Consider the following 26,577-nt stretch of genomic DNA (forward strand, 5'->3'; position numbering starts at 1 on the left):
GAAACGTCGCGCCTGTCCGGGCGCGGCGTTTTCGCATGGGAGGCCGACCTTGGCCGGAGTGAGCGGCAGAGAGTGAACCCTTCCCTCGACGAGCAGGTCCGCGCGGCCGATCCCGACCGATGGCTGTCGAGCCGGTTCGTGGCCGACCCGCAGGCGCGGGCGGACCTGATCGCCCTCTATGCGTTCGAAGCCGAGCTGCTGGCGATACCGACCCGCGTGACCCAGCCGCTGCTGGCGGAGATGCGCTACGCCTGGTGGCGGGAGCAGCTGGACGGGGTGTTCGCCGGCGTAGCGCGCAAGGGCCATCCGGTGCTGGAAGCGCTGACGGAGGTGGTCGCCCGGCGCGGACTGGAGCGGGCGCCGTTCGACGCCCTGATCGAGGCCCACATCGGCCGGGTGCATGGCGAGGCGCACGATCTCGACGCCTTCTACGTCGGACCCATGCAGGCGGCGGCGCGGATCCTGGCGGGCCCGGGGCACGAGGCCGCCGTGGCCGGGGCCGGGCGGGTGTGGGGTCTGACACAGACCGGGCGGCTGGATGAGGCGAACGCCGCCCGACCGGATGCACGGGCGGCCCTTCGGTCCCTGCCGGTGGCCGGCTTTCCCGCGGCGGCCCACGCGGCGCTGAGCCGTCCGGCCGAGGCCGAGCCGCTGAAGCGCCTGCGGCTGGTCTGGGCTTCGCTGACCGGACGTATCTGAAACCGGCCTTTGCGAAGCCGCCGCAGCGGGGCCATATGGGCCGCATGGCGAGACTGGGTGAGCGGACGGGGCGACGAGGCGATTCGGTGGCGAAGGCGGCGCAGGGCGCGCCTCCGGCCGACCCGCCCCAGGGACCGCCGACCGGCCGGGCGCTGCTGGACCTGATGCGGCTGGTGCAGCGGTCGAACGCGCCTCAGCTGCCGCTGCGCCTGCTGGCCGCCATCGGAATGACGCTGGGCGGCAAGGCGCTGGGCGTGCTGGCGCCTCTGGTGCTCGGCGCCGCCGTCAACCGGCTGGCGGCCGGGCAGGGCGCGGGCGTCGCCATGGCCTGGGGCTTCGGCGGCTTCGCGGTCGGCTGGGCCGTGGTGAGGCTGCTGTCGGCCATAGCGCCCAACGCCTCGGACGTGGTGTTCGCGCCGGTGCGATCGGCGGCCCAGCGGACGGCGGCCACCGAGACGTTCGCCCACGCCCTCAGCCTGTCACTCGACTTCCACCAGACCAAGCGTTCGGGATCCCTGTCGCGAACCATGGATCGCGGCGCGCGGGCGGTCGACTTCCTGCTGCGCATCCTCGCCTTCAACCTGATCCCCACGGGGGTGGAGCTGGTCCTGGCGGCCGGGGTCCTGGCCGGGAAATACGACTGGCGTTTCGGGGCCGTGGCCGTGGCCGTGGTGGCGGTCTACGCCGTTTCCACCTTCGCCCTGTCGAACTGGCGGATCGAGCACCGGCGCGAGATGAACGCCGCCGACACCCAGGCCGCCGGGGTCTCGGTCGACGCCCTGCTGAACTACGAGACGGTCAAGTCGTTCGGGGCCGAGGCGCGGGCGGCGCGGGTCTATGACCAGGCGCTGGGCGACTACACGCGGGCGGCGCTGAAGGCCAACAGCTCGCTGGCGCTGCTCAACATCGTGCAGGCGGTGATCATGAATCTCGGCCTCGCCGTGATGGCGGTGATGGCCGGCTTCGAGGCGGCGGCCGGGCGGATGGGGCCGGGCGATGTCATGGCCGCCGTGCTGATCATGATCTCCCTGTATGCGCCGCTGAACATACTGGGCTTCGCCTATCGGGAAATCCGTCAGTCTTTCATCGACATGGAGGAGATGCTGAAGGTGACGCGGCAGACGCCGCAGGTGGCCGACGCGCCCGACGCCCAGCCCCTGCCGCGCCCGGCCGACGCGCGCGGCGCTGCGCTCGCCTTCGAGCAGGTGGGCTTCCGCCACGACGCCCGCGCCAACGGGCTGGAGGACGTCAGCTTCGTGGCCCCGCCCGGAACGACGACCGCCCTGGTCGGACCGTCGGGATCCGGCAAGTCGACGATCGTCAAGCTGGCGCTGCGGCTGCTCGACCCGCAGGAGGGCCGGGTGCTGATCGACGGCTTCGACGCGCGGCAGGTGACGCAGGAGTCGCTGCGCGCGGCGGTGGCCCTGGTGCCGCAGGACGTGGCGCTGTTCAACGACACCATCCGCGCCAACATCGGCTTCGCCCGTCCCGATGCAGACGAGGCGGCGATCTGGGCGGCGGCCGACGCGGCCGAGCTGGACGACTTCATCCGGGCCCTGCCGCAAGGCATGGACACCATGGTCGGCGAACGCGGGCTGAAGCTGTCGGGCGGCGAGCGCCAGCGGGTCGGCATCGCCCGGGCCCTGCTGGCCGACCCGTGCATCCTGATCCTCGACGAGGCCACCAGCGCGCTGGACAGCCGTACCGAGGCGGCGATCCAGAAGACGCTGCGGCGGGCGCGGACGGGGCGGACGACGCTGGTGGTGGCGCACCGGCTGTCGACCATCGCCGACGCGGACCAGATCCTGGTGCTGAAGGGCGGGCGGATCGTCGAGCGCGGCGCGCACCATGAGCTGGTGGCGCGCCAGGGCGGGGAATATGCGGCGCTGTGGCGCAAGCAGACGCGCGGCGCGAAGGCCGGGCCTCAGCCGGCCTGACCGAATTTCTTCGCGACCATGGCCGACAGCTGGGTGGTGACCGCCTCGCGCTGCCGGACCGCTTCGGCCGGCAGGGTGTTCAGCAGCTGCAGCGACTGGATGTGCACCTGCAGGATGCGCCAGTCGAAGCTGTGTTCGGCCGCCGCGCGGTCGACCATGTCGCACAGGCTTGAGGCGACGGCGCAGATGTCGTCGAGGCCGAACGGGCCGGCCGCGTCGATGATGTGGTTGGCCGACTGGTAGATGCGGCGGAGGCTCTCGTCCTTGGCCTCCGGCGTGGTCGGCTGCTGGAGGGCGGCCAGTTCGCCGATGTGGCGGGCGACCTCTTCGAGGCCCTGGCCGTGCAGCCGGGCGATGTTCTCGCGGGCGCGGGTCAGGGCGACCCCGACGGCCATGCCGCCGGCGCTGTCGATCATCTTCGCAAGGCGGGATGTGCGCCGGGCGTGGGTGATGACCGTCACGGCGCGTTTCCGGCTGCGACGGCGGCGGCCGTGGCGGCCTTCTCGGCCTCGAACTGGGCCAGGCGAAGGCGATCGGATCGCCGCTCCTCGCCGGGCGCCTGGCCCTCGCGGAAGCGGCGGTCAGGCCCGAAATATTCGCCGACCTCGAGGAAGGGACGGTTGTCGCGGGCGACCCAGACGATCCGCTCCAGCAGGCTGGAGGCGCTGAACGGCTTGGTGACGATGTAGTTGGCCCCGCAATTGCGCGCCCTGTTGACCATCGAGCGGCGGATGTGGGCGGCGGTCATGATGACCGGCACAAAGGCGTTGGGCGGACCCGAGCGGCGCAGCCACTGGACCATTTCAAAGCCGTCCATGCCCGGCATTTCGCAGTCGATCACCAGCAGGTCGATCTCCGTCTCGGCGAGGATCTGCATCGCCTCGGGGGCGCTGCGGCATGAATGGCGGGTGCGGATTCCAAAGCCGAGGAGGGCGCTGGTGGTGATCTCGGCGGAGAAGGCCGAGTCGTCCACGACCATGGTGACCGCCCCGGTCAGATTGATGATGGCGGTATCGCGTAGCGCCTCGCCGACAGTACTCATGCCACTCGTCCCGGCCGAGTCGCGCCTGCAACTCAGAATATAGACGAGCGTTGCCAGACAACCGTCGCCGAAGGGTTAACGAAACCCTCAGCCCATGCGGCCGATGGCGTAGAAGCGGTCTGCGCGGGCCTGCCGGATCTGCTCGGGGGAGAGGGTGGACAGGGTGGCCAGCTCCTCGGCCAGCACGTCCCCGACGGCGGTGATGGCCGCGGCCGGATCGGCGTGGGCGCCGCCGGTCGGCTCGGGGATGATCCGGTCGATGATCTTCAGCTCGAGCAGGTCGGGGGCGGTGATCTTCATGGCCATGGCGGCGTCGCGGGCGCGGGCCCCGTCGCGCCACAGGATGCCGGCGGCGCCCTCGGGCGAGATGACCGAATAGATCGAATGTTCGAGCATCAGCACCCGTCCGGCGGCGGCGATGGCGATGGCCCCGCCGGAGCCGCCCTCGCCGGTGACGGTGGCGATGGAGGGCACGCCGAGGGTCAGGCAGCGCTCGGTCGAGCGGGCGATGGCCTCGGCCTGGCCGCGCTCCTCGGCGCCGAGGCCGGGATAGGCGCCGGCGGTGTCGACGAAGGTCAGGACCGGCAGGCCGTATTGCTCGGCCAGATCCATCAGCCGGACCGCCTTGCGGTAGCCCTCGGGCCGGGCCATGCCGAAATTGTGGGTCAGGCGGGTCTGGGTGTCGTGACCCTTCTCGTGGCCCATGACCACCACCGGCGAGCCGCGGAAGCGGGCGAGGCCGCCGAGGATGGCCTGATCGTCGCCGAACTGGCGGTCGCCCTTGAGCTCGACGAAGTCGGTGAACAGGCCTTCGACATAGTCGACGAAATGCGGCCGCTGCGGGTGGCGGGCGACCTGGGTCTTCATCCACGGGTCGAGCGAGGCGTAGGTCTTCCTGCGCAGCTGCTCGGCCTTCTTGCGCAGGCCCTCGACCTCGGCGTCGAACGAGCCGGAGGTCGAGGAGAGCAGGTTCAGCTCCTCGATCTTCGCCTCCAGATCGGCGATCGGCTTTTCGAACTCGAGGTAGTGCACGGCCATCAAGGCGTCCGGGACAGGCGCGCCACGCGGCGCATCGGGAGGCGGCGGAACCTAGTGGGGTCAACGCCGGGGGGCAAGCGGCGGTTCAGTCGTCCCGCGCCAGGGGATGCTTGTCGCGGACCACCTGGGCCAGGCGGTCGACCGCCACGTGGGTGTAGATCTGGGTGGTGGCGATGTCGGCGTGGCCGAGCAGGGTCTGGACCACGCGGAGGTCGGCGCCGCCCTCGAGCAGGTGGGTGGCGAAGGCGTGGCGCAGGACGTGGGGGCTGACGCGGGCCGGATCGATGCCGGCGTCAATGGCGGCCTGATCCAGCAGCTGGGCGAAGCGGCGCGGGGTCAGGTGGCCCTTGGCCGATAGCGACGGGAACAGCCAGGGGCTGTCGGGAGCCTTGTCCGGGCGGGCCGCGTCGCGGGCGAGGAGCCAGGCCTTCACGGCCTCGCGGGCCGAGGCGTTGAGCGGGGCCAGCCGCTCCTTGCCGCCCTTGCCGCGCACGATCAGGAAGGCGGGGTCCCGGCGCACGGCCTCGACCCGCAGGCCGAGCAGTTCGGACACACGCAGGCCCGAGGCGTAGGCCAGCTCGACCAGTGCGACGAGGCGCAGGCCCGCGGCGCCGTCGCGGGCGGAGGCGGCGGCGAGCAGGCGTTCGACTTCGTCGCGGGCGAGGGTCTTCGGCAGGCTGCGGCCCTGTTTGGGGGCGTCGAGGCGGCGCGAGGGGTCGTCCTGCCGCCAGCCCTCGCCCAAGGCGAAGCGGTAGAATTGGCGCACGGCGGAACGCCGGCGGGCCTGGGTGGCGGCCGAGAGGCCGCGCGCGCCAAGCCCGGCGTACCAAGCCTCGACCGCGGCCTCGTCGGCCTGCATCAGCCCGCCGGGCAGGGCGGCCTCGGCGTCGGCGAGATCGCGCGCGTAGGCGGACAGGGTGTGGGGCGAGGCGTCGCGCTCCACCGCCATCATCTCGAGAAAGGCCTCTACCTGCGAGGTCGCGTGGGGCGTGGTCATGCGCGGGACCGCTTTGCGTCGGCGGCGCCTGGTGTAAAGGGTGGTCGGGTCATGACGCCTTGCCTGCCGCCGTCCGTTTCGCCGCCGCCGCCGCACCGCCTCACGCGAGGCCGGCCGTGAGCGAGGGGCCGATTCCGGTCCATCGCCGCACCATAGCGCTGGTCGGACTGATGGGGGTGGGGAAATCGACGGTCGGGCGGCGTCTGGCCAAGCGGCTGAACCTGCCGTTCGCCGATGGCGACATCGAGATCGAGGCGGCGGCGGCGATGACGGTGTCGGACATCTTCACGGAGCTGGGCGAGGCCGAGTTCCGGGCCGGCGAGGCGCGGGTGATGAAGCGCCTGCTGGAGGGCCCGCGAATGGTGCTGGCCACCGGGGGCGGGGCGATCCTCAATCCCGAGACCCGGGCGCTGCTGAAGGAGCGCGCGGTGACGGTGTGGATGCGGGCGGACCTGGAGACGGTGGCTCAGAGGGTGCAGCGGCGGGACACCCGACCGCTGTTGCGCGGACGCGATCCGCTGACGGCGCTGCAGGCCATGGCCGAGGTACGCTATCCGGTCTATGCGACCGCCGACCTGACGGTGGACGTGGCGGGCGGGGCGCACGCCCAGGCGGTGGAGGCGATCATCGAGGCGCTGGAGGCGTACTGGTCGGCGCATCAGCCGGAGGTGGGGGCGTGACGACGATCGTGCCGGTCTCGGGCGGGGACTTCCGGCCCTATGAGGTGATCGTCGGACGCGGCTTGCTGTCTGGTCTCGGCGCGCGCGTGGCCCCGCTGGCGCGCGGGCGGACCGTGGTCATCACCGACGAGACTGTGGCCGGCCTGCACGGCAAGGCCGCGCTTGCGTCGCTGAAGGCGGCGGGCGTTCACGGGCGGCTGCTGACCGTGCCGCCCGGCGAGGGCTCCAAATCCTTCGCCGAGCTGGAGCGGGTGATCGACCGCATGCTGGCCTTCAAGCTGGACCGGACCGATGTGGTGGTGGCGCTGGGCGGCGGCGTGGTCGGCGACCTGGCGGGACTGGCGGCGGCGCTGTTCATGCGCGGCATCGACTTCGTGCAGGTTCCCACGACCCTGCTGGCCCAGGTCGATTCGTCCGTCGGCGGCAAGACGGCGATAGACACGCCACGCGGCAAGAACCTGGTCGGGGCCTTCCATCAGCCGAGGCTGGTGCTGGCCGACATCGATGTGCTGGCCACCCTGCCGGAGCGGCAGCTGCGCTCGGGCTGGGCCGAGGTGCTGAAGCACGGGCTGATCTGCGACGCCGAATATTTCGACTGGCTGGCGGACACGTCGCCTTCGGGGGGCGCGGCGGGCGCGTCGGGCGATGCGGCGGCGCTGGAGCGGGCCGTGGTCCGATCGGTCGAGATCAAGAGCGCCATCGTCGGCGAGGACGAGAAGGAAGCCGGGCGCCGCGCCCTGCTGAACCTGGGCCACACCTTCGGCCACGCCATCGAGGCGGAATTGGGCTTCGACGAGACGAAGCTGACGCATGGCGAGGCGGTGGCGCTGGGCTGCGCCCTGGCGTTCCGGTTCTCGGCGGAGACGGGGCTCTGTCCGCCCGGGGAGGCCGCGCGCGTCGAGGCGGTCGTCGCGGCGGCCGGGCTGCCGACGCGTCTGGCCCAGGGCGGGGTCTTCCAGGGCGCGCCCCTGGTCAGGCGAATGGCGGGGGACAAGAAGGCCGAGGGCGGGCGGCTGACGCTGATCCTGGCCCGGCGCATCGGCGAGGCTTTCACGGCGAAGGATGTCGATGCGGCGGCGCTGACGGCGTTCCTCGAACGGGAGGCCTCGGGATCATGAGACTCGAACCGGTCGTGCTGGAGAACCGCTGGGTGCGGCTCGAGCCGTTCGCGCCCGAACTGAAGGAAGAGGCGCGGACGGCGATCAGCGTCGACGAGCCGGCCTGGTCGATCATGGTGACCACGGCCTATGGCGAGAATTTCGACCCCTGGTGGGACGGGTTCGTCGAGCGGATGGCCGCCGGCCGGGACACGCCCTATGCCGTGCGGCGCCAGAGCGACGGTCGCCTCGTCGGCGTGAGCAGCCTGCACGACCTTTTCCCGTTGCACCGGCGCGTGGAGCTGGGGTCGACCTTCTATCACCCGGACGCGCGCGGCGGGGCGGTCAATCCGGCCAGCAAGCGGCTGCTGCTGCAGCACGCATTCGACAGCGGGATCGTAAGGGTCGAGATCATCACCGACGGGATCAACGCTCGCAGCCAGGCCGCCATCGCCAGGCTGGGCGCGGTGCGCGAGGGCGTGCTTCGACGTCACAAGATCACCCATACGGGCCGGGTGCGCGACACGGTGATGTTCGCGATCACCGATCATGACTGGCCGGACGTGCGGGCGCGGCTGGACGCGCGGCTGGCGGGATTCTAGTCGATCGCGCGGCAGTCGGTGGGTTCGCGGCCGTCGCCGGTCCAGCGCGCCATCACCCCTTCGCCGCGCAGCTCATAGCCCGAGGCGCGGTACCACAGGCCCGAGGCCGCCCGCTCCTGGAACAGGTCCACCGCCTCGCCATTCGAGTTGCGGACCGTGGCCATCTCGCGCGGGTTGTCGAAGTCGACCGTCAGGCGCTCGCCGTTGTTGCACAGGTAGATGGTGCGGATGACGCGGTTCAGCGCCCGTTGCTGGACTTCCGCGCCCGTGCGGCGGCGCGCGGTCTGGGCAGTCCGGGCCCGTTCGCGGACCGACTCACCGTCGGTCGGAGCGTCCGCCGGCTTCGGGCCACAGGCGGTCAGGGCCAGAACGGAGAGAACCGCGAAGGGCGCCAGACGCATGAAACAAGCCTTGCCGTGGAGGACGGGCGGTTGAACGCGCCGTTCAGGACGCTGTTCCCTTGCGCCGGGCCCGGAAGAAGGTCCGTAGCAGGTCCGCGCCCTGCTCCGCCAGTACGCCGCCCGCCGTCGCGGGCCGCCAGTGACAGGTCGGCTGGTCGAAGAAGCGCGGGCCGTGGACGACGGCGCCGCCCTTGGGATCGTCGGCGCCCCAGACCACCCGGCCGATGCGGGCGTGGCTGATGGCCCCGGCGCACATGGCGCAGGGCTCCAGCGTCACATAGAGGGTCAGGCCGGTGAGGCGGTAGTTGCCCAGCCTGGCGGCCGCGGCCCGCAGGGCCACGATCTCGGCGTGGGCGGTCGGATCGTGGGCCCCGATCGGCCCGTTGCGGCCCTCGGCGACGACCTCGCCGGAGGTTTCGTCGACGATCACGCAGCCGACGGGAGTCTCTCCCGCGTCCGCAGCCGCTTGCGCACAGGCCAAGGCCATGTGCATGAACCGCTCATCATGGCCAGCCATCCCCGAGACAACGACAAGAAGCCGCGCCCGCGTCAAGACGGCGACCGCGACGGCCCCCGCAAACCCTACGTCAAACGCGCCGAGGGCGCCGACGACCGGGGCCCGCCCAAGGGCGGCAAGTCCTTTGGCAAGGGCGGCGGAAAGCCGTTCAGCAAGACCGGCGGCAAGGACGGCAAGCCGGGCGCGAAGGCCGACGAGGCTCCGAAGCGCAGCGAACGCATCGCCAAGGCCATGGCCCGGGCCGGCATCGCCTCGCGGCGCGAGGTCGAGCGACTGATCGGGTTGGGCAAGGTGGCGGTCAACGGCAAGATCCTCGACACGCCGGCGACCCTGGTGACGCGCGACGACGTCATCACCGTCGACGGCAAGCCGATCGGCTCGGCCCAGGCGACGCGGGTGTGGCGCTATCACAAGCCGGCCGGCCTGCTGACCTCGCACACTGACCCGGCCGGGCGGCCGACCGTGTTCGACGCCCTGCCGAGCGGCCTGCCGCGGGTGATCTCGGTCGGGCGGCTCGATCTCAACACCGAGGGCCTGCTGCTGCTGACCAACGACGGCGAACTGAGCCGGGCGCTGGAGCTGCCGCAGACCGAACTGGTGCGCCAGTATCGGGCCCGGGCGCGGGGGCGGGTGAGCCAGTCGCAGCTGGACACGCTGAAGGACGGGGTGACGGTCGACGGCGTACGTTACGGCCCGATCGAGGCGACGCTGGACAAGGTCAAGGACAAGGCCGAGGGCGAGAAGGCCTCGGCCAATCTGTGGATCAGCGTCTCGATCACCGAAGGCAAGAACCGCGAGGTCCGCAAGGTGCTGGAGCACCTGGGCCTGACCGTGAACCGGCTGATCCGCCTGGCCTACGGACCGTTCCAGCTGGGCACCCTGCCGGTCGGATCGGTGGAGGAGGTCGGGCCGCGGGTGATCCGCGAACTGCTGGCCGAGCACATCCGGCCGGAGAATCTGCCGACCGGCAATACGGTGGCGACTCCGGCGCCGATCCCGGGACGGCGCATCTCCACCCCGATCTTCAAGGGGGCCTCGGGTTCGGCCATCTCGGATCCGTCGCGCAAGCCGAGCCGGGTCCGCGCCGCCGGGGCCGCCGCCGATGCGGCCGCCGAACGCGCCGCCCGCCCGCAGAAGAAGGCGGGCTGGGCCAAGGCCTCGCCGAAATTCGAGCATCCGAAGCGTGAGTTCAGGCCACGGGCCCGGCCCGAGGGCGAGGCGGCCGCCGGAGATCGTCCGAAGCGCGCCTTCAAGCCCCGCGAGGATCAGTTCATCGACAAGCCGCGCGGGGCCCGTCCGGAAGGCGGCCGGTCCTTCGCAGGCAAGCCGGCGGCGGACGGCGATCGGCCGAAGCGGCCGTTCAAGCCCCGTGAGGGTTCGGCGGGACCGCGGGGCGAGACGCCCTCCGGCGGGTTCAAGCCGCGCGGCGGGGGGACACGGAGCAATCCGCCCGGTGGATCGCGTCCGCCGCGTCCGGGCGCCGGCCCGGCGGGGGGGCGCGGCAGTCCGCGGCCGCGCAAGCCCTAGACGGGGGCCGCCCGCAGCCGCGCCGCCAGCCGGAGGGTCCGTCTCACCACCGTGACGGCGGTGAGGACGACGATCAGGGCCAGCGTCAGCAGCAGCATGGGCGGTCCGCCGCGCCACAGGGGCTCGGCGGCGGCCAGCAGGCAGCCGGCTGTCAGGGCCGCCATGCGGTGCGGCTTGGCGCCCGGCCCGGCGAAGTCGGCCTCGAAGCCGAGCGCGCGGCCGAGTTCGCGGATGTAGGCCGTCAGCACCGCCAGGACGGCGGCGAGCCAGCCGAGGAGGGGACCCGGGTCTGGGCTCAGGTGGCGCAGGGCGTAGCCGGCCCCGACGAGGAACAGGGCGTCCGCGATCCGGTCCGGGAGCTCGTTCCACACCGGACCGAGGGGGCCGCCCCGGCCGTGCTCGACCGCCACCATGCCGTCCAGCAGATTGGCCAGCAGCCTGAGCTGGATGCAGAGGGCGGCGGCGATCAGCAGGGCGGGCCTGCACCAGCCCCCGGCGTCGGCCGAGAGCCAGAAGGCCGCCGCGCCGGCGAGGGCGAAGACCACGCTGGAGGCCGAGATGACGTCCGGGCGGACGCCGGTGCGCGCCAGGCCGGCGGCCAGGGCGCGGGCCCAGCCGGCGCCGCGGGACTTCAGGGGTCTGCGGCTGTCGGTCATCGGACGCGCTCCAGGCTGGCGACGTAGATGAAGGCGTACAGGGTCGAGACGGTCCACGGCAGGGCGATGGTGCGGATCACCTCGGGCGTGCTGGCGGCCGTATGGACGCCGTACAGCAGGGCCGCGACGAGGGTGCAGCTGATCAGGGGCGGGGCGAGCCGGGCGGACAGGCCGGACAGCCGGGCATGGCCCGCCTCGAGCCCGCGCTTCATCACGAGGGTGATCAGGCCGGACAGGGCGCCCTGGACGACGAAGGCGAGGAGAACGGCCCCGGCGCCGTGGTCCCGGTTGGCGAAGGCCGCCCAACCGCCCATGGCGACGAAGGCGAAACCCACGTGCAGGGCTGTCGAACGCAAGGGATGCGTGTTTTCCGCCAACTGCGCCATACTGTATCCGAAACCGATTCCGGAGGGCACTCTAGGGCATGATCGAGGCGCTGACAGCGGGGCTGGATCAGGTGCGGCCGCCGCTGCTGTGGGGCTTCGGCGGCGTGTTCGGCGTGCTGCTGGTCGCCTCGGCCCTGGTGCTGATCCTGCCGGCGGTGAAGCCGGGAGGCGACTGGCGCGAGCTGCGGCTCAGGGTGTGGTCGTGGTGGGTCATGATCGCCCTGCTGGCCGGCGCGCTGGCGCTGGGCTGGATCGCGGTGACCCTGCTGTTCGCGGCCATCGCCTTCATTGCTCTGAGGGAATTCCTGTCGCTGGCCCCGCTGCGGCGCGAGGACCGGCTGGTGGTGCTGTTCGCCTATCTGTCGGTGCCGCTGTCGTTCGGCCTGGTCGCGGCGGGCTGGTACGGCGTCTATCTGGTCGCCATCCCGGTGTGGTTCTTCCTGACCGTGGCCTTCCTGATGGCCATCGGCGGGCAGACCCGGGCCTATCTGGCGACGGTGGCGACCATCACCTGGGCGGTCATCGTCTGCGTCTACAATCTGGGCGTCATACCGCTGCTGATGCGGACGCCGGACGAAGGCGGCGCCGCCGGGGCGGCCGGCATGGTCTTCCTGCTGCTGTTCGCCACCGAGGCCAACGACGTGCTGCAGTACTGCTGCGGCAAGTTGTTCGGGCGGCGCAAGATCACCCCCGCCGTGAGCCCGAACAAGACATGGGAGGGCTTCTTCGGCGGCTGGATCCTGACCGGGGCCCTGATCTGGTTCCTGGCCCCCGTGTTCACGCCGATGACGGGGTATCCGGTTCTGATCCTCGCCCTGCTGTTGCCGGTCGCGGGCTTCGCCGGCGACGTGACCATGAGCGCGGTGAAGCGCGACCTGGGCGTCAAGGACACCAGCCGGCTGATCCCGGGGCACGGCGGGCTGCTGGACCGGATCGACAGCCTGACCTTCACGGCCCCGCTCTATTTCCACTTGATGGCCTATTATGCCCTCGACAAATACTGAGCGGGCGGCGCGGCCGTTCGGGCCGACGCGGATGCTGTTCCTGACGCTGATCGCGCGCCCCGTCGTGCGCTTCATGACCGGCATGGACGTGTGCAATCCCGAGCGGCTGCCGAAGGGCGGGCCGGCGATCGTCGCGGCCAACCACAACAGCCACATGGACGCCTTCATGCTGCTGAGCCTGTTTCCGGCGCGGCTGCTGCACAAGGTGCGTCCCGTTGCGGCGGCGGACTATTTCCTGGCCAATCCGGCGATCAGCTGGTTCTCGCGCAAGATTATCGGCATCGCGCCGATCTCGCGGTCCGTGGCGCGGGGGGAGGACGTGCTGGCCCCGGCGCGGGCGGCGCTGGAGCGGGGCGAGATCATCCTGGTGTTCCCCGAGGGAACCCGAAGCAGGGACGGGGCCCTGGCCCCGCTGAAGGCGGGCGTGGCGAGGCTGGCCGAGGCCTTCCCCGACGTGCCGGTCATCCCGGTGTGGATCGAGGGGGCGGGGCGGGTGCTGCCCAAGGGAGCCGTCGCGCCGGTGCCGATGAACTGCACGGCCCTGGTCGGCGAGCCGCTGGTGTGGTCTGGCTCGCGCAGCGCGTTCATGACCGAACTGCGCGACCGGCTCGACGCGCTGGCCGCCGAGGCCCCGCCGCAGCGCTGGGCCAACTGACGGGCCGGTTGACGGCGGCGCCAATCCCGCTGATTGAGCGGCCATGAGGATCGTCGCCGGCAGCCTGAAGGGGCGCAGCATCGTCGCACCGGAAGGGCAGGGCACCCGCCCGACGTCCGACCGCGCCCGCCAGGCTGTGTTCAACGTGCTGGAGCATGCCGCCTGGGCCGAGCCGCTGGCGGGGCTGCGGGTCATGGACCTGTATGCCGGGTCGGGCGCGCTGGGGTTCGAAGCGATCAGCCGGGGGGCGGCCTTCTGCCTGTTCGTGGAGACGGACGACGAGGCGCGCGGGGCCATACGCGAGAACGCCGACGCCTATGGGGTGATGGGACGGACGCGGGTGCACCGGCGCAGCGCCACGGATCTGGGCGTGCGCCCGGGTCCGGACGGGGAAGCCTTCGACCTGGCGTTCCTGGACCCGCCCTACCGCAAGGGGCTGGGCGAGCAGACGCTGGCGCGGCTGCTGGAAGGGAACTGGCTGAAGCCCGGGGCGGTGGTGGTGTTCGAGCGCGGCTCGGACGAGCCCGAGACCGACACGCCGGGCTACGAACGGCTGGACGCGCGCGACTATGGGGCCGCGCGCGTCCTGTTTCTCAGGGCGTCACCAGCGGCGCTCTGAGACCCGGTTGTCGAGCTGGCTGTGCATGCGCGCCAGACCGTCGCGGTTGACCCGGTAAGGCCCGCCGCCGATCGAGGCGATCAACCCCTTCTTCTTCAGCTTGCGCCACACCGACAGGGTGCAGTCGGTGAGCAGGAAGCCGTCGCGGGTGAAGCAGTCTGCGCGCAGCAGGCTGCCGTTTTCATCGCGGATCAGCACGATGCCGCCACCCTGCGCGAGGGCGTGCAGCGTGCGCTGCTCCGCACGGGAGATGTTCATTTGTGGAATGTCCGATAGGCGTGAACGAGTGCGCCGGCGCGGTTGGCGCGCCTGCGGGTTCAGAGGCTCTTCACAGTCAGCGCCGTGAGGCCTCAGGCCTTGCGGACAATCTCGGACATGGGCTTCCGAAAGGGGTGGAACGGCGCGTATAGCGCAGGTCGCGGTTCTGCGCCAAGCTGGCGGGATGAGCATCCTCGACCGCCGCACCTTCCTCGCCGCCGCCGGAGCCTCCGCGGCCGTTCCCTCCGTCGCCTGCGCGCAGGAGCCTGCAGAGAGCTGGAACGCGCGTGCGTCGCTACCGTGGCCGGTGCAGGAGATCTACGCCGCCGTCCACCAGGGCCGGATCGTCACCGGCGGCGGACTGGTGGCGCGGGCGGGACAGCCGCTGCACATCGAGGATCGGGTTGGACTCTATGACCCGGCGACAGATGCTTGGAGCGAGCTGCCGAAGCTTCCGTCGCCGCGCCACCATCCGATGGTTTTTGCCAGCGATGGCGAACTGTTCGTGTTCGGTGGCTATGGGCGCTCGGCGGCGGGGGAATGGACCTCGATGCGGGACTGCTGGGTCCTGTCTGAAGGCGCGTGGGTCGAAACCATTCCGCTCGATGCGCCGCAAAGCGAGGCGGTGGGCGTTTCCCATGACGGTCTGCTGCATTTGATCACTGGCCGGACGCCCGGAGGCTTGGGCAACGGCAACTGGAATGATCAGGTCGATACCGATGCGCACCGGGTCTACATCACTGGCGCGGATGCTTGGGACACGGCGCGGCCCTGTCCAATGGCGCGGAACAGCGCGGCGGCGGCGGTGATGGACGGGGCCATCTGGGTGGCGGGCGGACGCACGGTCAGCGGCGGCGGCACGGGGCGGCTGGACCGCTACGACCCGGCGGAGGACCGCTGGGACACCTTGGCGCCGATCCCGCCGTCGCCGGAAACCGGCCAGCAGGTGGGCGGCGGGCTGGCCATGGCGGCGATCAGCGGCCGGTTGGTGGCCTTCGGCGGCGAGTGGTTCCAGCGCGGCGGCGGCGGAGGCGTGTTCCGCGAGACCTGGATCTATACGGCGGCCGACGACGCCTGGCGGCGCGGTCCGGACATGGCGACGCCGCGGCACGGCCTGGCCGCCGCGGCCATCGACAACACGGTCTACGCCATCGCCGGCGGGGAGGTGGTCTCGGGTGGCCGGGCCGGAAACGTGGTCGAGGCCTGCGAGTTCAGCCTCTTCTACTGAAGTGCTTCGCGAGAGCGCGGGCGGCGGCGGCGACCTCCGCCCAGGTGACCTCGAAACCGGCCTCGTCGCCGAACCACGGATCGGCCACGGCCTGACCGGCGCGGCCCTCGACGTGATCGAGCAGCAGGCTGAGCTCGGCCGTGGCGTCGGCGGGGGCGAGCTTGCGCAGATTGGCCAGGTTGCCGTGGTCGAGCGCGATCACGTGGGTGAAGCGCCGGAAGTCGTCGGCCCGGACCTGACGCGCACGGAGACCGGAAATGTCGACGCCATGCCGTCGGGCCACGGCCTGCGCCCGGGCGTCGGGCGGTTCGCCGGCGTGCCAGTCGCCGGCGCCCGCAGAGTCGACCACGACCTCCAGCCCAAGCCGCGCGGCCTCCGCCCGGAATGCGCCCTCCGCGAGCGGTGACCGACAGATGTTTCCGAGGCAGACGAAGAGGACCGACTTCATCGCCGCCCGAACAGCTTTTCGAGATCGGCCAGCTTGAGCTCCACATAGGTCGGGCGGCCATGGTTGCACTGGCCGGAGTGGGGCGTGGCCTCCATCTGACGGAGCAGGGCGTTCATCTCGGGGGCGGAGAGGACGCGGCCGGCCCGGACGCTGCCGTGGCAGGCCATTGTCCCGCAGACCTCGCCGAGCCGCTCCGAGAGGGCCAGGGCGGCGCCGTGCTCGGCCAGGTCGTCGGCGATGTCGCGGATCAGGCCCTGGACATCGGTGTCGCCGAGCAGGGCCGGGGTCTCGCGCACCAGCACCGCCCCGGCGCCGAAGGGTTCCACGATCAGGCCGAGCTGGGCCAGTTCGTCGACGCGGGCGCTGACCCGCTCGGCCTCGGCGGGGTCGAGTTCGACCACCTCCGGGGTGAGCAGGGCCTGCCGGGTCACCGAGCCGGCGGCCATCTGGGCCTTCATGCGCTCGTAGACGAGACGCTCGTGGGCCGCGTGCTGGTCGACGACGACGAGGCCGTCGCGGGTCTGGGCGACGATATAGGTGCAGTGGAGCTGGGCGCGGGCGGCGCCGAGCGGGTAGTCCAGCGGATCGATGACCTCGGCCGTCGAGGCGTTCGTCAATGATTGATCGGCGAACGTCGGTTGGGATTCGACCCGGGCCGAGCGCTCGTTCAGGCCGGGCAGGACCTGGGCGGCAGCCGCCGCGGAGCCGGCCCAACCCTGCCAGCCGCTCCAGCCCTGGGCCGAAGGGGATGAGGGGCTGAAGGTCGCGCCATTCCCCACGCCCCAATGCGGGCGGAAGCCGGCGAGGGCGTCCGCGGCCACGGTGGTCGAGGCGCGGTGACCGGCGCCTGCCAGCGCGTGACGCAGGGCGCCGACGATCAGGCCGCGCACCAGCTGCGGATCGCGGAAGCGGACCTCGGCCTTGGCAGGGTGGACGTTGACGTCGACGTAGAGGGGGTCGACCTCCAGGAACAGCACCGCCGCCGGATGCCGGTCGCGGGCGAGAAAGTCGGCGTAGGCGCCACGCAGCGCGCCCTGCAGCAGACGGTCCTTCACCGGCCGGCCGTTGACGAACAGATACTGGTGGCCCGCGTTGCCGCGGCTGTAGGTCGGCAAGCCCGCATAGCCGGTCAGGCGGACGCCGTCGCGCGACTGGTCGATCAGCAGGGCGTTGGCCTCGAAGTCGCGGCCCAGCAGGGCGGCCAGCCGCTTCAGCCGACCCTGGTCGCCCGGATGCTCCGCGGGCAGGCGCAGGGTGGTGCGGCCGTCGAGGTCGAGGGTGAAGGCGACGGCTTCGTGCGCCATCGCCTGGCGCTTGATCTCTTCCGAGATGGCCATGGCTTCCGACCGCTCGGACTTCATGAATTTGAGCCGGGCGGGGGTGGCGTAGAACAGGTCGCGGACCTCGACCCGCGCGCCGTGGGGGCCGGGGAAGCCGGCGGGGGCGACCGGGCGCTGGTCCCCGCCCTCGACGGTGATCTGATGGGCGTCGCCGCCCTCTCTCGGACGACTGGTGATGGTCAGCCGGGCCACCGAGCCGATCGAGGGCAGGGCCTCGCCGCGGAAGCCCAGGGTGTGGATGCGCAGCAGGTCGACGTCGCCGGCGTCGTCGGGCTCGAGCTTGGAAGTGGCGTGGCGCTCGACCGCGAGGGCAAGCTGGTCGGCGGCCATGCCGTGCCCGTCGTCCGCGATCAGGATGCGGCTCAGTCCGCCGCCGTCGGCCTGGATCTCGATCCGCGTGGCGCCCGCGTCGAGGGCGTTCTCGACCAACTCCTTGATGGCGCTGGCCGGGCGTTCGACCACCTCGCCGGCGGCGATGCGGTTGACGGTCTCGGGCGGGAGGCGGCGGATGGGCATGGACCCGGAACTATGGGCTGATCCGTGGGGCGGGAGAAGCGCCGCTTGGTCTCACTCTGGGGTTAGGTCACTATGGGCTGGGGACAGGGGCCAGGACGGGGGAGAGTTTTCCGGATGCGCAGCCTTCTGATGTGCGGCGTCGCAGCGGCCACGGTGCTGATCGGGCCATCGGCGCTGGCCGACGCCACGACCGACCGCGCGGTGACGGACCTGATCGAGCGGCCGCGGATCTGCGGGCCTGGCGGAGTCCAGGCGGAGGGCGCGGCCTTGGCCGACATGGTCATGGTCGACGGCTTCGGCACGGGCGGCTTCAAGGTCGATACGGCGAGCGCCGAGGCCCAGGCCTGGTTCGATCACGGGGTGCGGCTGCGTTGGGCCTTCGAACACGGGGAGTCGGTGCGCGCCTTCCGCAAGGCCCGTTTGCTGGACCCGACCTGCGGGATGTGCGCCTGGGGCGAGGCATGGGCCATGGGCCCCAACCTCAACGGCGGCGGAGACGGGGAGGAGACGCGGACGGCGGCGCTGAAGATCGCGCGCGACGCCCGCCGGCTGGCGCGCGACGCCACCCCGATGCAGCGCCAGATGATCGACGCCCTGGTGCAGCGCTATTCCGGGCGGGAGTCTTCGCGGGCGGCCCGTTTCGCCACCGCCATGGACCGGATCGCCCGGCGCAACCCTTCCGATGTCGCGGTCGCCGCCATCGCCGCCGACGCCTGGATGATGAAGGCCGACCGCTGGTGGGACGACGAAGGCAAGGCCGCCGATCCGGGCATCACGCGGGCCATGGATATCCTCGAACAGACTCTGGCCCGGGCGCCGGACGATCCGGGCGCGATCCACCTCTACATCCACCTGACCGAATGGTCGGACGACCCGCACAAGGCCATTCCGTACGGCGAGCGGCTCGCCGCCCTGGCGCCGGGCGCCAGTCATCTGGTGCATATGCCGTCGCACACCTTTTACCGCGTGGGACGCTACAGGGACGCGATGATGTCCAACGTCGCCGCCGTGGCGCTGGACCGGCGCTATGATGGGCTGGCGCGGCCACCGGGCGGGGTGCCGGGCATGCCGCTGCACGGCCACAACATTCATTTCGGCATGGGCGGAGCCCTGATCGCCGGCGGCGGGGACGAAGGGCTGAAGCTGGCCGACTGGTTTCTGGCCACCTGGCCGGACATTCCGGCGGACAACCTGTGGCGGCAGATGGTCGCCAACAACGCCTACGCCATCTATGGCCGCTTCGGAGATCGGGAGCGGGTCGCGGCGCTGAAGGAGCCGCTGGCGACGCATCCCATGCTGCGGATCAGCTGGGGCTACGCCCGGGGCGAGGCCGCGGCGCGCGCGGGGGACGCCGGGGCGGTGCGGGCCGAGGCGGCCGCCATCGCGGCCCTGCGGAACGACCCTTCGTTCGCCGCGGGCCCCATGCAGGATGAGCGAAGGGCCTTCACCGAACTGTCCCAGCGCGTGCTGGAAGGCCGGGCGGCGATGATCGACGGCGACCACGCCGCCGCCATCGCGGCCTTCGCACGCGCGGCGGAACTGCAGGGCATGGGCGACGAGGGCGGCGACCCGCCGGTGATCTGGTATCCGACGCGGCGCAGCCTTGCGGCGGCGTTGCTGGCTTCGGGAGACGCCGCAGGGGCGCGCGCCAAGGTGCTGGAGTTGCTGAAGGACTGGCCGAACGACCCGTACAGCTATTTCGTGCTGGCGCAGGCCGAGACCGCCCTCGGAGACTCAGCCGCCGCCGCCGAGGCCGAACGCCGCTCGCGGATCGAGTGGATCGGCGGGGCGATGGACCTGAAGCTCGCCTAGCCGGCTTTCGCCTCCCGGATCGCGCGCTCGAGCGCCGCCGGCTGGATGGACTCGCTGGCCTTGCCGTTGACGAAGAAGGTCGGCGTGCCGACGAGTCCGAGGGCCATGGCGGAAGTCTGCATGTCGGCCATGTGGCGGGCGAGCTCGGGGCTCGACATGGCCGCCTCGGCCTGCGGCATCGAGACGCCGTTGGCTTCGAGGATGGCGTCGATGGCCGATTCCGACAGCGATGGCTGGGCCATCAGGTCCCGGAACACGGGCAGGTATTTGCCTTGCCGGTGGGCGGCCTGGGCGGCCCGGGCGGCGTAGTGGGAGACGCCATTGGTGGGGCCGTCGAGGATCGGCCACTCCTTGAACACGAAGCGCACGTCCGGATGGGCCTGCATCATACGCAGCACCTCGGGCGCCGTGGCCTTGCAGCCGGGGCAGCGGAAGTCGAAGAATTCGATCACCGTCACCCTGGCGTCGGCCGGGCCGAAGGCGGCGTCGCGGCTATCGACGGTCAGCAGGCCGGGATTGGCCGCCGCCGCCGCAGTGATCTCGGCGGTCTTCCGGCGGTTCTCGACGATCTGCTGCTGCTGCGCCTTCTCGTCGAGGGCGTTGCTGACGTCCTGCAGCACCTCGGGATGCTGGATCAGATAGCTCCTGACGCGCGAGCCGAAGTCGGTTCCGGTGGCGTAGGGCGCGACCGAGACGACCAGGGCGACTACCGACACGGCCAAGGCGGCGACGCCGGCCCGATTCCCTGACAGCAGGCGGCTGAGCATGGACGGCGCGGGCGCGGGATCAGGCGTTTGTGTCATTCAGGCTCTCAGAGGGGTTCAGCCGGCGACCGGCTGAACGGTGGGGCGGCGACGTTCGTTGCGGCGATCCACGTCGTCGACGTCTTCCTGGGTGGCGCCCGAGGCGAAGACGATGTCCATCGCCCGGGTCCATTCGGCGGAGCCGGGCTCCAGCATGTCGCGGGCCCGAAGGGCGAACTGGGTGGCCTCCCGCTCGGCGCCGATGGCGAAATACATCTCGGCCGAGGCGAGCCGTGCCTCGCCCTCCTTGCCTTGACTGGCGTAGGCCTGGCTCAGCAGCCGCCAGGCCATGCTGTTGTCCTTCTCCAGCGCCGTGGCCCGCTTCAGCTGGTCGACCGCCGCGTCGAGCCGGGCGGGGTCGGCGGTCTCGATCAGGGCGTGGGCCAGGTTGATGCGCAGCAGGGGGGCGTCCGGCTTGATCTCGACCGAGCGCTGGTGGGCGCCGATGGCTTCCTCGGGCCGGCCTTCCTCGAACAGGATCTGGCCCTTCAGCTCCCAGAAATACGGGTTCCCGGGCTGTTCGGCGAGCAGGACGTCGACGGCGGCGAGGGCGCGGTCCGTCTGGCCGTCCCGGTACCAGGCGATGGCGCGGGCATAGCGGGCGGGCAGGGCGGTGTCGGTTTCGGGATAGTCGCGCAGGGTCTCGCGCGGATCGTCCATGAAGGCGTGGATCTTGGCCAGGATCAATGCGTGCTGGGCCATCCGCTCGGGGCTGTCGCGGTGGGCGTAGTGGGGCTGTTCCGCGACGAAGCGGCGCAGGTTCTCGATGCGGTCGGAGGACAGCGGATGGCTGCGGAAATACGGGTAGCGCCGGGCGTCGGAGAACACCTCCTGAGAGCGGAAATTCTCGAAGAAGGTGACCAGGCCGCGACCCGACTCGCCGGCGGCCTCGAGGGCGCGGGCCCCGGTGTTGTCGGCCTCGCCTTCCTGGTGGGTCATGTAGCGCAGGGCGCTGAGGGTGCCGAAATACTGGCTGTTGCCCAGCAGCACGGCGCCGGCGTCCGGCGCGCCGGCGGCGATGGCCAGGGCGCCCAGCGCCATGGTCATCAGCATCGGCTGCATGCCGGCGTCCTGGGCTCCGTCGCGCAGGGTGTGGCGGTTGCGGATGTGCCCGCCCTCGTGGGCGATGACACCCAGCAGTTCGTTGGGGCTGGTGGTCCGCAGGATCAGGCCGGTGTTCAGGCCCATGATCCGCCCGCGCGTGGCGAAGGCGTTCAGCTCGTCGTCGTTGATCAGGACGATCTCGACCTCGGACGGCTCCAGTCCCATGCCGGTGAACACCGGAGCGGCCCAGTCGTGGATGATCGACTCGATCTCGGTGTCGCGGATGGCGTTCTGGGCGGAGGCGGGGGCCGCCGCGGCCAGCACCAGGCCAGCCGCGGCGGCGGCTCCGGCGAGGCGGGCGGCGTGTCTGGTCAGCCAGCTCATGGCGTACTCCCGATACCGTCGATCGCCCCCGCGCCGATCCTCACTATCTAATCGCGGCCATTCAACGGCGCCACCATCCCCGCTTCGGCTTCTCGGGCGGGGCGACGATCTGGTTCGGGTCCTCGGCGATCAGGGCCGCGACGTCGACCTCCGGCGCCGGGGCGGGCGTGGGCTCGGCGACGGGGGGCATCCCGGCCTCCACCACCGGCTCGGCGACCGGCTCTGGAGCGGGGGCCGGTTCCGGCGCGGCGGCCTCGACCGTCTCCGTCTCGACGGCCTCGGCCTCGGGGGCTTCAAGCGCGGGGGCGGCCCCGGCGGAGACCTTGCGGCGCACGCGGCGGCGCTTGGGTTCCTCGATCGCGACCGGGGCCGGGGCCTCGTCCGCGCCGGCCATGGGCGTATCGGCCGGAGCCGGCGGCTCCATGCCCTCATTGGCAGCGCGGGCCTCGGCGGAGGTTTCCGGCGTCAGGTCGCCCGCGGCGCGATCGCGGCCGCGGCCACGACCGCGGCGGCGGCGCGAGCGGCCCGGGCGTTCGCCGGTTTCGCCGGCGTCGGCCTCGAGACGTTCGCGGGGCGCCTCGCCGCCTTCGGCCGTGGCCTCGGCGAGCGGACGCGGCGCGGCGGCGCCGGGGTTGAGCGGGTCGAACCAGACGTACGGGTCCTCCAGCGACGGCGTACGGCCCCGCACCCAGTTGAAGCCGTCGCGCTCGCCGCCCTCTTCGCGCACCCGGCGTCCGCCGCGGCGGCCACGGCGTCGGCGGCGGCCGGCCTCGCTGTCGTCGTCATCCTCGGCCACAGGAGCGCCGACGGCTTCGCCGGCTGGAGCCTCGCCGTCTTCACGGCGTCCACCGCGACGCCGACGGCCACGACCGCGGCCGCGCTCGCCCTCGGCGCGCTCGCGGGGCTCGCCATCGACCGTGTCCTCGTCGAGGGCGTCCTCGTCATCCTCGACCACATCGTCGACGAACTCGTCCTCGTCCTCCTCCTCGTCGGCGAAGGCGCTGTCGTCGAAGTCGTCGTCGAGATCGATGAAGGCCTCGACGCCTTCGGGCGGGGTGAAGTCCTCGTTGGTCTCGGTGCGCTCGATGGTGTGCTCGCCCTGGGCGAGGCTGTCGTCGATCTGGATGATCACATTCAGGCCGCGCCGGGTCAGCAGGCTCTGCAGATACTCGCGCTTGTGGTTCAGGATGTAGAGGGCAACGGCGGTGCAGACGCGCAGGTTGACCGTTCCGGCGCCATTGCGGCCGGCCTCGATGTCGACGCCGCGAAGGGTCATGAGGGCGGCGCTTTCGGCCGAGCGGATGCGGCCGGCGCCCTGGCAGTGCGGGCAGACCTCGGTGGCGCCCTCGATGACGCCGAGGCGGCGGCGCTGGCGGCTGATCTCCATCAGGCCGAAGCCCGAGATGCGGCCCATCTGGATGCGGGCCCGGTCCTTGGCCAGGGCGTCCTTCAGCGCCTTCTCGACCGCCCGGTTGTTCTTCGACTCGTCCATGTCGATGAAGTCGATGACGATCAGGCCGGCGAGGTCGCGCAGGCGCAGCTGGCGGGCGGCCTCGACGGCGGCCTCCATATTGGTCTTGAAGGCGGTGGCCTCGACGTTGCGCTCCTTGGTGGCGCGGCCGGAGTTGACGTCGATGGCGACCAGGGCCTCGGTCTGGTTGATCACCAGATAGCCGCCGGATTTCAGCGGCACGGTCGGCTGGTGGATCTGGGTCAGCATCTCCTCGATGCCGTTGGAGGCGAACAGCGGGCGGGCGCCCTGGTAGAGGTGCACCTTCTTCGCCTGCGAGGGCATCAGCACCCGCATGAAGTCGCGCGCCTCCCTGAAGCCCTCGACGCCCTCGACCTGGATGCCGTCGAAATCCTTGTCGAACATGTCGCGGACGGCGCGGCGGACGAGGTTCTCTTCCTCATAGATCAGCGAGGGGGCGTTGGAGGCGAGGGTGGTTTCGCGGATCGTCTCCCACAGGCGCAGCAGATATTCGTAGTCGCGCTTGATCTCGGCCTTGGTGCGTTTGGCGCCGGCGGTGCGGATGATCAGGCCCATGCCGCGCGGCACGTCCAGCGCGGCGGCGGCGGCCTTGAGGCGCTTGCGGTCGGTGGCCTGGGTGATCTTGCGCGAGATGCCGCCGCCCTTGCCGGTGTTGGGCATCAGCACGCAGTAGCGGCCGGCCAGCGACAGCCAGGTGGTCAGGGCCGCGCCCTTGCCGCCGCGCTCGTCCTTGACGACCTGGACCAGCATGACCTGGCGGCGCTTGATCACGTCCTGGATCTTGTAGCGGCGCATCAGGCGGCGCTTGAGCCGCTCCTCCTCGGCCATGCCGCCTTCGGATTCGTCGTCGGCGCTCTCGCGGCCGAGATCGTCGTGGTCGTCCTCGTCCGAGTGCGCTTCGGCCATGATGGCTTCGCGGTCGGCGACGGGGATCTGATAATAGTCTGGGTGGATCTCGTTGAAGGCCAGGAAGCCGTGTCGGTTGCCGCCGTATTCGACGAAGGCGGCCTGCAGGCTGGGCTCTACGCGGGTGACCTTGGCGAGATAGATGTTGCCCCGAAGCTGGCGCTTCGAGCGGGATTCAAAGTCGAATTCCTCGATCTGACGGCCCTCGACGATCGCGACGCGGGTTTCCTCCGCGTGGGCGGCGTCGATCAACATGGTCTTTGACATGGAGTGTTTCTTTCTGGCGCGCTCGGCCGTCCCCGCTGGGGGGTGACAAGGCGGCTCGCCGAAGGGGAGTGGGGGCGAAGGCGTGCGCCGTCCCGTCGCCGCGGCAAGGGCCGGTGGCGAGGTCGGTCCGATCGGACCGGAAGGGAGCGCAGGCGGAATGGCCCATGAAGGTTCAGTACGGTCCTGGGCCCGGACGCGCCGTCGAAGGGCGTCCCGGACCCGGTCGTCGAATCGGCGGGGCGGGCCCGGCCGGCTCTCGGATCAGTGAAAGTCATGCCGCGAAGAGGGCGCGCCCGGCCTGACGGATCAGGGGACGCGATCGTTCGCGAGCGGATCAAGCATAGGGATGCCGGAGGCGAATGAAAAGCCGTGACGGCTTTAACCCGTTGGCGACCACGTCGGGGCATGATGGGGTCAACCAACAAGGTGGGTCTCCGGCGAATGCACGGGCTGTCGCGTATCAGGGTGGCGAATTGGGGCGTCCGCGAGCGGGTTCTGGCCGCGGCGGGCGTCGTGCTGTTCTGCGCCGCCCTGCTGGCCGCGGGGCGCGGCCTGGCCTCCGGCGCCATGGGCGAGGTGATGCGGGTCCGCTTCGGCGGCGACGCCGAGCGCACGCGGGTGGTGGTCGACCTCGACCGCACCTCCCGCGGCCAGGTCCTGCAGGGCGGCGACGACGGCCGGGTGGTCGTCAGCCTGGCCGGCGTGGCCCCCGCCAGCCGGCTGACGGGCGACGGCCAGGGGCTGGTGCGCGGCTTCCGGGTCGCCGGCGCCGGGACGGCCTCGCGGATCGAACTTGACCTGGCGACCAGCGCCGAGATCGAGCGCCGCTTCCTGCTGCCGCCCGGCGACGGCGTCGCCCACTACCGCTACGTCATCGACCTGAAGGCGACCGGCCGCGCCCCGGCCCGGACCACGCCCCGCGCCGAACGCCCGGCCCGTCGGGCCGAGCGGCCGCTGATCTACATCGACGCCGGCCACGGCGGACGCGATCCGGGCGCTCAGGGGGCAAGCTCGCGGGAGAGCGCCGTCACCCTGGCCGCCGCCCAGGCCCTGAAGCAGGAGCTGGAACGCGGCGGCCGCTATCGGGTGCGGCTGACCCGCGACAGCGACGCCTATGTCGACCTGTACCGGCGCGTGGCCATCGCGCGGCAGGCCGACGCCGACCTGTTCATTTCCCTGCACGCCGACGCCGGGGCCGACCCGGCCACGCGCGGGGCCAGCGTCTACACCCTGTCGGAACAGGGCGCGGGCCGGGCGGTGCGGGAGTTCACCCGCGGCGACAATTGGCAGCGCAGCCTCAACCTGCCGGGGCGCGATCCGTCGGTCGACCGCATCCTGCTGGACATGACCCAGCGCGCCACCCAGAACCGCTCGGCCCAGCTGGCGCGGACCCTGCTTGGCGAGCTGGAGGGCGCCGACCATCCGCTGCTGCGGCGCAGCCACCGCGACGCCGGCCTGGCCGTGCTGCTGGCCCCCGACGTGCCGGCGGTGCTGCTGGAGATGGGCTTCATCACCAACCCCGAGGACGAGCGGCTGCTCAACGACAGCCGCGCCCGCCGCCGGCTGATGCGCGCCGTGGCCGAGGGCATCGACCGCTATTTCCGCGAGCCGGCCGGCGACCTGCAGATGGCCTCGGCGGGCGGGGCCGAGGCGAACTAGCTCTCCTGATCCCGCTCATCCCGGCGAAAGCCGGGATCCGGTGCTGTTCAGCCTGACGCCCGGCGCATCGGGACAACCAGCCAGACCCGCCCTCGAGCTCCCATCTTCCAAAGCTCTGGGTCCCGGCTTTCGCCGGGATGAGCGGAACAGGCTCACCACTCCGACTCCTTCAGCCACGGCGGCGGCAGGATGCCCTGATCGATCAGCGACTGGCGGCCCGCAGCCCATTCGGCGTCGCCGGCCGAGCGCCGGCCAGCGGCGTAGACCAGCCGCCAGGATTCCGCATGCACGGCGGAATGCCACGCCTCCTTGCGGCGGTGCATCTCGGCCCGCAGCCGCGCCTCGAACGAGGGCGGCGGCGGGCGCGGCGGGCGGCGGGTGCGGGGCAGGGGCATGGTCGGTCCTTTCTTCAGACGTGCGGAAGCGGCCTCGCGCGGGCGGCGCGAGGGGCGGGGAGGCGTGCGGAGCGCCGGGCCTGCGCCCGGAGATCGTTGTGAGAATACCGTTTCGACGCAGACTGACGCTCCGCGTGGAGATTTTCCGGCAGCTTGCGTCGGGTGGCG

Annotated in this window: 27 protein-coding genes; 12 read left to right on the forward strand and 15 right to left on the reverse strand. The window is 71.7% G+C overall.

Translation table 11 applies throughout. The features are described from left to right. The first annotated feature begins 72 nt into the window (after positions 1 to 72). Together VEA62_RS00270 and VEA62_RS00275 are read left to right on the forward strand one after the other, a co-directional pair. Complete coding sequence (locus tag VEA62_RS00270; protein ID WP_324816901.1) at positions 73 to 699, forward strand: squalene/phytoene synthase family protein; 627 nt, start codon at positions 73 to 75, stop codon at positions 697 to 699. A gap of 44 nt (positions 700 to 743) precedes the next feature. Beyond that, positions 744 to 2,636 (forward strand): ABCB family ABC transporter ATP-binding protein/permease, encoded by a 1,893-nt coding sequence (locus VEA62_RS00275; protein ID WP_414641759.1) that lies wholly within the window; start codon positions 744 to 746, stop codon positions 2,634 to 2,636. Here VEA62_RS00275 and VEA62_RS00280 read toward each other — a convergent pair. The 4 genes from VEA62_RS00280 to VEA62_RS00295 all read right to left on the reverse strand — a co-directional run bounded on the left by VEA62_RS00280 (position 2,624) and on the right by VEA62_RS00295 (position 5,713). Beyond that, positions 2,624 to 3,097 carry a chemotaxis protein CheE gene (locus VEA62_RS00280; RefSeq protein WP_324816903.1) on the reverse strand — a complete coding sequence of 158 codons (474 nt, stop codon included), beginning with the start codon at positions 3,095 to 3,097 and terminating at the stop codon, positions 2,624 to 2,626. The genes VEA62_RS00275 and VEA62_RS00280 overlap by 13 nt on opposite strands. Beyond that, a complete protein-coding gene (locus VEA62_RS00285) occupies positions 3,094 to 3,678 on the reverse strand; it encodes a response regulator (protein WP_324816906.1) in 585 nt (194 codons plus the stop codon). Before VEA62_RS00285 ends, VEA62_RS00280 begins: the two co-directional genes overlap by 4 nt. 87 nt (positions 3,679 to 3,765) lie before the next feature. Further along, a complete protein-coding gene (locus VEA62_RS00290) occupies positions 3,766 to 4,716 on the reverse strand; it encodes an acetyl-CoA carboxylase carboxyltransferase subunit alpha (RefSeq protein ID WP_324816909.1) in 951 nt (316 codons plus the stop codon). Positions 4,717 to 4,801: 85 nt separating this feature from the next. Beyond that, a complete protein-coding gene (locus VEA62_RS00295) occupies positions 4,802 to 5,713 on the reverse strand; it encodes a tyrosine recombinase (RefSeq protein ID WP_324816911.1) in 912 nt (303 codons plus the stop codon). Positions 5,714 to 5,883: 170 nt separating this feature from the next. Between VEA62_RS00295 and VEA62_RS00300 the strand changes: the two genes are divergently transcribed. The 3 genes from VEA62_RS00300 to VEA62_RS00310 are packed head-to-tail and all read left to right on the forward strand — an operon-like array spanning position 5,884 to position 8,092. After that, positions 5,884 to 6,393 carry a shikimate kinase gene (locus VEA62_RS00300; RefSeq protein ID WP_414641760.1) on the forward strand — a complete coding sequence of 170 codons (510 nt, stop codon included), beginning with the start codon at positions 5,884 to 5,886 and terminating at the stop codon, positions 6,391 to 6,393. Next, positions 6,390 to 7,511: a 3-dehydroquinate synthase gene (aroB, locus tag VEA62_RS00305; protein ID WP_324816917.1), complete on the forward strand. Its 1,122-nt coding sequence runs from the start codon at positions 6,390 to 6,392 to the stop codon at positions 7,509 to 7,511. Before VEA62_RS00300 ends, aroB begins: the two co-directional genes overlap by 4 nt. After that, positions 7,508 to 8,092, forward strand: a complete 585-nt coding sequence (locus tag VEA62_RS00310; protein WP_324816919.1) for a GNAT family protein — start codon at positions 7,508 to 7,510, stop codon at positions 8,090 to 8,092. The genes aroB and VEA62_RS00310 overlap by 4 nt, the downstream gene beginning before the upstream one ends. On the opposite strand, the gene VEA62_RS00315 is transcribed toward VEA62_RS00310, so the two are convergent. Beyond that, positions 8,089 to 8,493: an MliC family protein gene (locus VEA62_RS00315; protein WP_324816920.1), complete on the reverse strand. Its 405-nt coding sequence runs from the start codon at positions 8,491 to 8,493 to the stop codon at positions 8,089 to 8,091. The genes VEA62_RS00310 and VEA62_RS00315 overlap by 4 nt on opposite strands. A 43-nt stretch (positions 8,494 to 8,536) precedes the next feature. Continuing rightward, on the reverse strand, positions 8,537 to 9,010 hold the full coding sequence (gene tadA, locus VEA62_RS00320) for a tRNA adenosine(34) deaminase TadA (protein ID WP_324816921.1): 474 nt from the start codon (positions 9,008 to 9,010) through the stop codon (positions 8,537 to 8,539). Between tadA and VEA62_RS00325 the strand changes: the two genes are divergently transcribed. Continuing rightward, positions 8,999 to 10,537, forward strand: coding sequence for a pseudouridine synthase (locus tag VEA62_RS00325; RefSeq protein ID WP_324816922.1), 1,539 nt, complete (start codon positions 8,999 to 9,001; stop codon positions 10,535 to 10,537). The two genes, tadA and VEA62_RS00325, sit on opposite strands and share 12 nt — an antisense overlap. On the opposite strand, the gene VEA62_RS00330 is transcribed toward VEA62_RS00325, so the two are convergent. Continuing rightward, the gene (locus VEA62_RS00330) at positions 10,534 to 11,193 is read right to left on the reverse strand and encodes a CDP-alcohol phosphatidyltransferase family protein (protein ID WP_324816924.1); all 660 of its coding nucleotides are present in this window, start codon (positions 11,191 to 11,193) and stop codon (positions 10,534 to 10,536) included. The two genes, VEA62_RS00325 and VEA62_RS00330, sit on opposite strands and share 4 nt — an antisense overlap. Continuing rightward, the gene (locus VEA62_RS00335; RefSeq protein WP_324816926.1) at positions 11,190 to 11,549 is read right to left on the reverse strand and encodes a hypothetical protein; all 360 of its coding nucleotides are present in this window, start codon (positions 11,547 to 11,549) and stop codon (positions 11,190 to 11,192) included. Before VEA62_RS00335 ends, VEA62_RS00330 begins: the two co-directional genes overlap by 4 nt. Before the next feature lie 68 nt (positions 11,550 to 11,617). Here VEA62_RS00335 and VEA62_RS00340 point away from each other — a divergent pair, with 68 nt between their 5' ends. Genes VEA62_RS00340 through rsmD form a run of 3 tightly spaced genes read left to right on the forward strand, consistent with a single transcriptional unit; the run spans position 11,618 to position 13,857 of the window. Next, positions 11,618 to 12,583 (forward strand): phosphatidate cytidylyltransferase, encoded by a 966-nt coding sequence (locus VEA62_RS00340; RefSeq protein WP_324816927.1) that lies wholly within the window; start codon positions 11,618 to 11,620, stop codon positions 12,581 to 12,583. Beyond that, a complete protein-coding gene (locus VEA62_RS00345) occupies positions 12,564 to 13,238 on the forward strand; it encodes a lysophospholipid acyltransferase family protein (RefSeq protein WP_324816929.1) in 675 nt (224 codons plus the stop codon). The genes VEA62_RS00340 and VEA62_RS00345 overlap by 20 nt, the downstream gene beginning before the upstream one ends. 43 nt (positions 13,239 to 13,281) lie before the next feature. Further along, positions 13,282 to 13,857, forward strand: a complete 576-nt coding sequence (gene rsmD / locus VEA62_RS00350; RefSeq protein ID WP_324816931.1) for a 16S rRNA (guanine(966)-N(2))-methyltransferase RsmD — start codon at positions 13,282 to 13,284, stop codon at positions 13,855 to 13,857. Here rsmD and VEA62_RS00355 read toward each other — a convergent pair. Then, the gene (locus tag VEA62_RS00355) at positions 13,840 to 14,115 is read right to left on the reverse strand and encodes a YjhX family toxin (RefSeq protein WP_324816932.1); all 276 of its coding nucleotides are present in this window, start codon (positions 14,113 to 14,115) and stop codon (positions 13,840 to 13,842) included. The two genes, rsmD and VEA62_RS00355, sit on opposite strands and share 18 nt — an antisense overlap. A 184-nt stretch (positions 14,116 to 14,299) precedes the next feature. Here VEA62_RS00355 and VEA62_RS00360 point away from each other — a divergent pair, with 184 nt between their 5' ends. Continuing rightward, positions 14,300 to 15,343 (forward strand): Kelch repeat-containing protein, encoded by a 1,044-nt coding sequence (locus VEA62_RS00360; protein WP_324816933.1) that lies wholly within the window; start codon positions 14,300 to 14,302, stop codon positions 15,341 to 15,343. Here VEA62_RS00360 and VEA62_RS00365 read toward each other — a convergent pair. Together VEA62_RS00365 and mutL are read right to left on the reverse strand one after the other, a co-directional pair. Further along, positions 15,327 to 15,791 carry a low molecular weight protein-tyrosine-phosphatase gene (locus VEA62_RS00365; RefSeq protein WP_324816934.1) on the reverse strand — a complete coding sequence of 155 codons (465 nt, stop codon included), beginning with the start codon at positions 15,789 to 15,791 and terminating at the stop codon, positions 15,327 to 15,329. The two genes, VEA62_RS00360 and VEA62_RS00365, sit on opposite strands and share 17 nt — an antisense overlap. Continuing rightward, entirely contained in the window at positions 15,788 to 17,647 is a 1,860-nt protein-coding gene (gene mutL, locus VEA62_RS00370; RefSeq protein WP_324816935.1) for a DNA mismatch repair endonuclease MutL, read from the reverse strand. The genes VEA62_RS00365 and mutL overlap by 4 nt, the downstream gene beginning before the upstream one ends. A 114-nt stretch (positions 17,648 to 17,761) precedes the next feature. Here mutL and VEA62_RS00375 point away from each other — a divergent pair, with 114 nt between their 5' ends. Further along, the gene (locus VEA62_RS00375; protein WP_324816937.1) at positions 17,762 to 19,459 is read left to right on the forward strand and encodes a hypothetical protein; all 1,698 of its coding nucleotides are present in this window, start codon (positions 17,762 to 17,764) and stop codon (positions 19,457 to 19,459) included. Here the strand turns inward: VEA62_RS00375 and VEA62_RS00380 are convergent. From VEA62_RS00380 to VEA62_RS00390, 3 genes are all read right to left on the reverse strand, one after another. Next, the gene (locus VEA62_RS00380) at positions 19,456 to 20,262 is read right to left on the reverse strand and encodes a thioredoxin domain-containing protein (protein WP_324816938.1); all 807 of its coding nucleotides are present in this window, start codon (positions 20,260 to 20,262) and stop codon (positions 19,456 to 19,458) included. The genes VEA62_RS00375 and VEA62_RS00380 overlap by 4 nt on opposite strands. 18 nt (positions 20,263 to 20,280) lie before the next feature. Then, positions 20,281 to 21,690, reverse strand: a complete 1,410-nt coding sequence (locus VEA62_RS00385; RefSeq protein ID WP_324816940.1) for a M48 family metalloprotease — start codon at positions 21,688 to 21,690, stop codon at positions 20,281 to 20,283. A 61-nt stretch (positions 21,691 to 21,751) separates the two neighbouring features. Beyond that, on the reverse strand, positions 21,752 to 24,355 hold the full coding sequence (locus VEA62_RS00390) for a ribonuclease E/G (RefSeq protein ID WP_324816941.1): 2,604 nt from the start codon (positions 24,353 to 24,355) through the stop codon (positions 21,752 to 21,754). A 441-nt stretch (positions 24,356 to 24,796) separates the two neighbouring features. On the opposite strand from VEA62_RS00390, the gene VEA62_RS00395 reads away from it, so the two are divergent. After that, complete coding sequence (locus VEA62_RS00395) at positions 24,797 to 26,014, forward strand: N-acetylmuramoyl-L-alanine amidase (protein WP_324816943.1); 1,218 nt, start codon at positions 24,797 to 24,799, stop codon at positions 26,012 to 26,014. 152 nt (positions 26,015 to 26,166) lie between these two features. Here VEA62_RS00395 and VEA62_RS00400 read toward each other — a convergent pair whose 3' ends face one another. Continuing rightward, complete coding sequence (locus VEA62_RS00400; protein WP_324816944.1) at positions 26,167 to 26,409, reverse strand: hypothetical protein; 243 nt, start codon at positions 26,407 to 26,409, stop codon at positions 26,167 to 26,169. Positions 26,410 to 26,577 lie beyond the last annotated feature (168 nt).

It is taken from the genome of Brevundimonas sp. (assembly GCF_035627475.1).
Lineage (GTDB): Bacteria > Pseudomonadota > Alphaproteobacteria > Caulobacterales > Caulobacteraceae > Brevundimonas.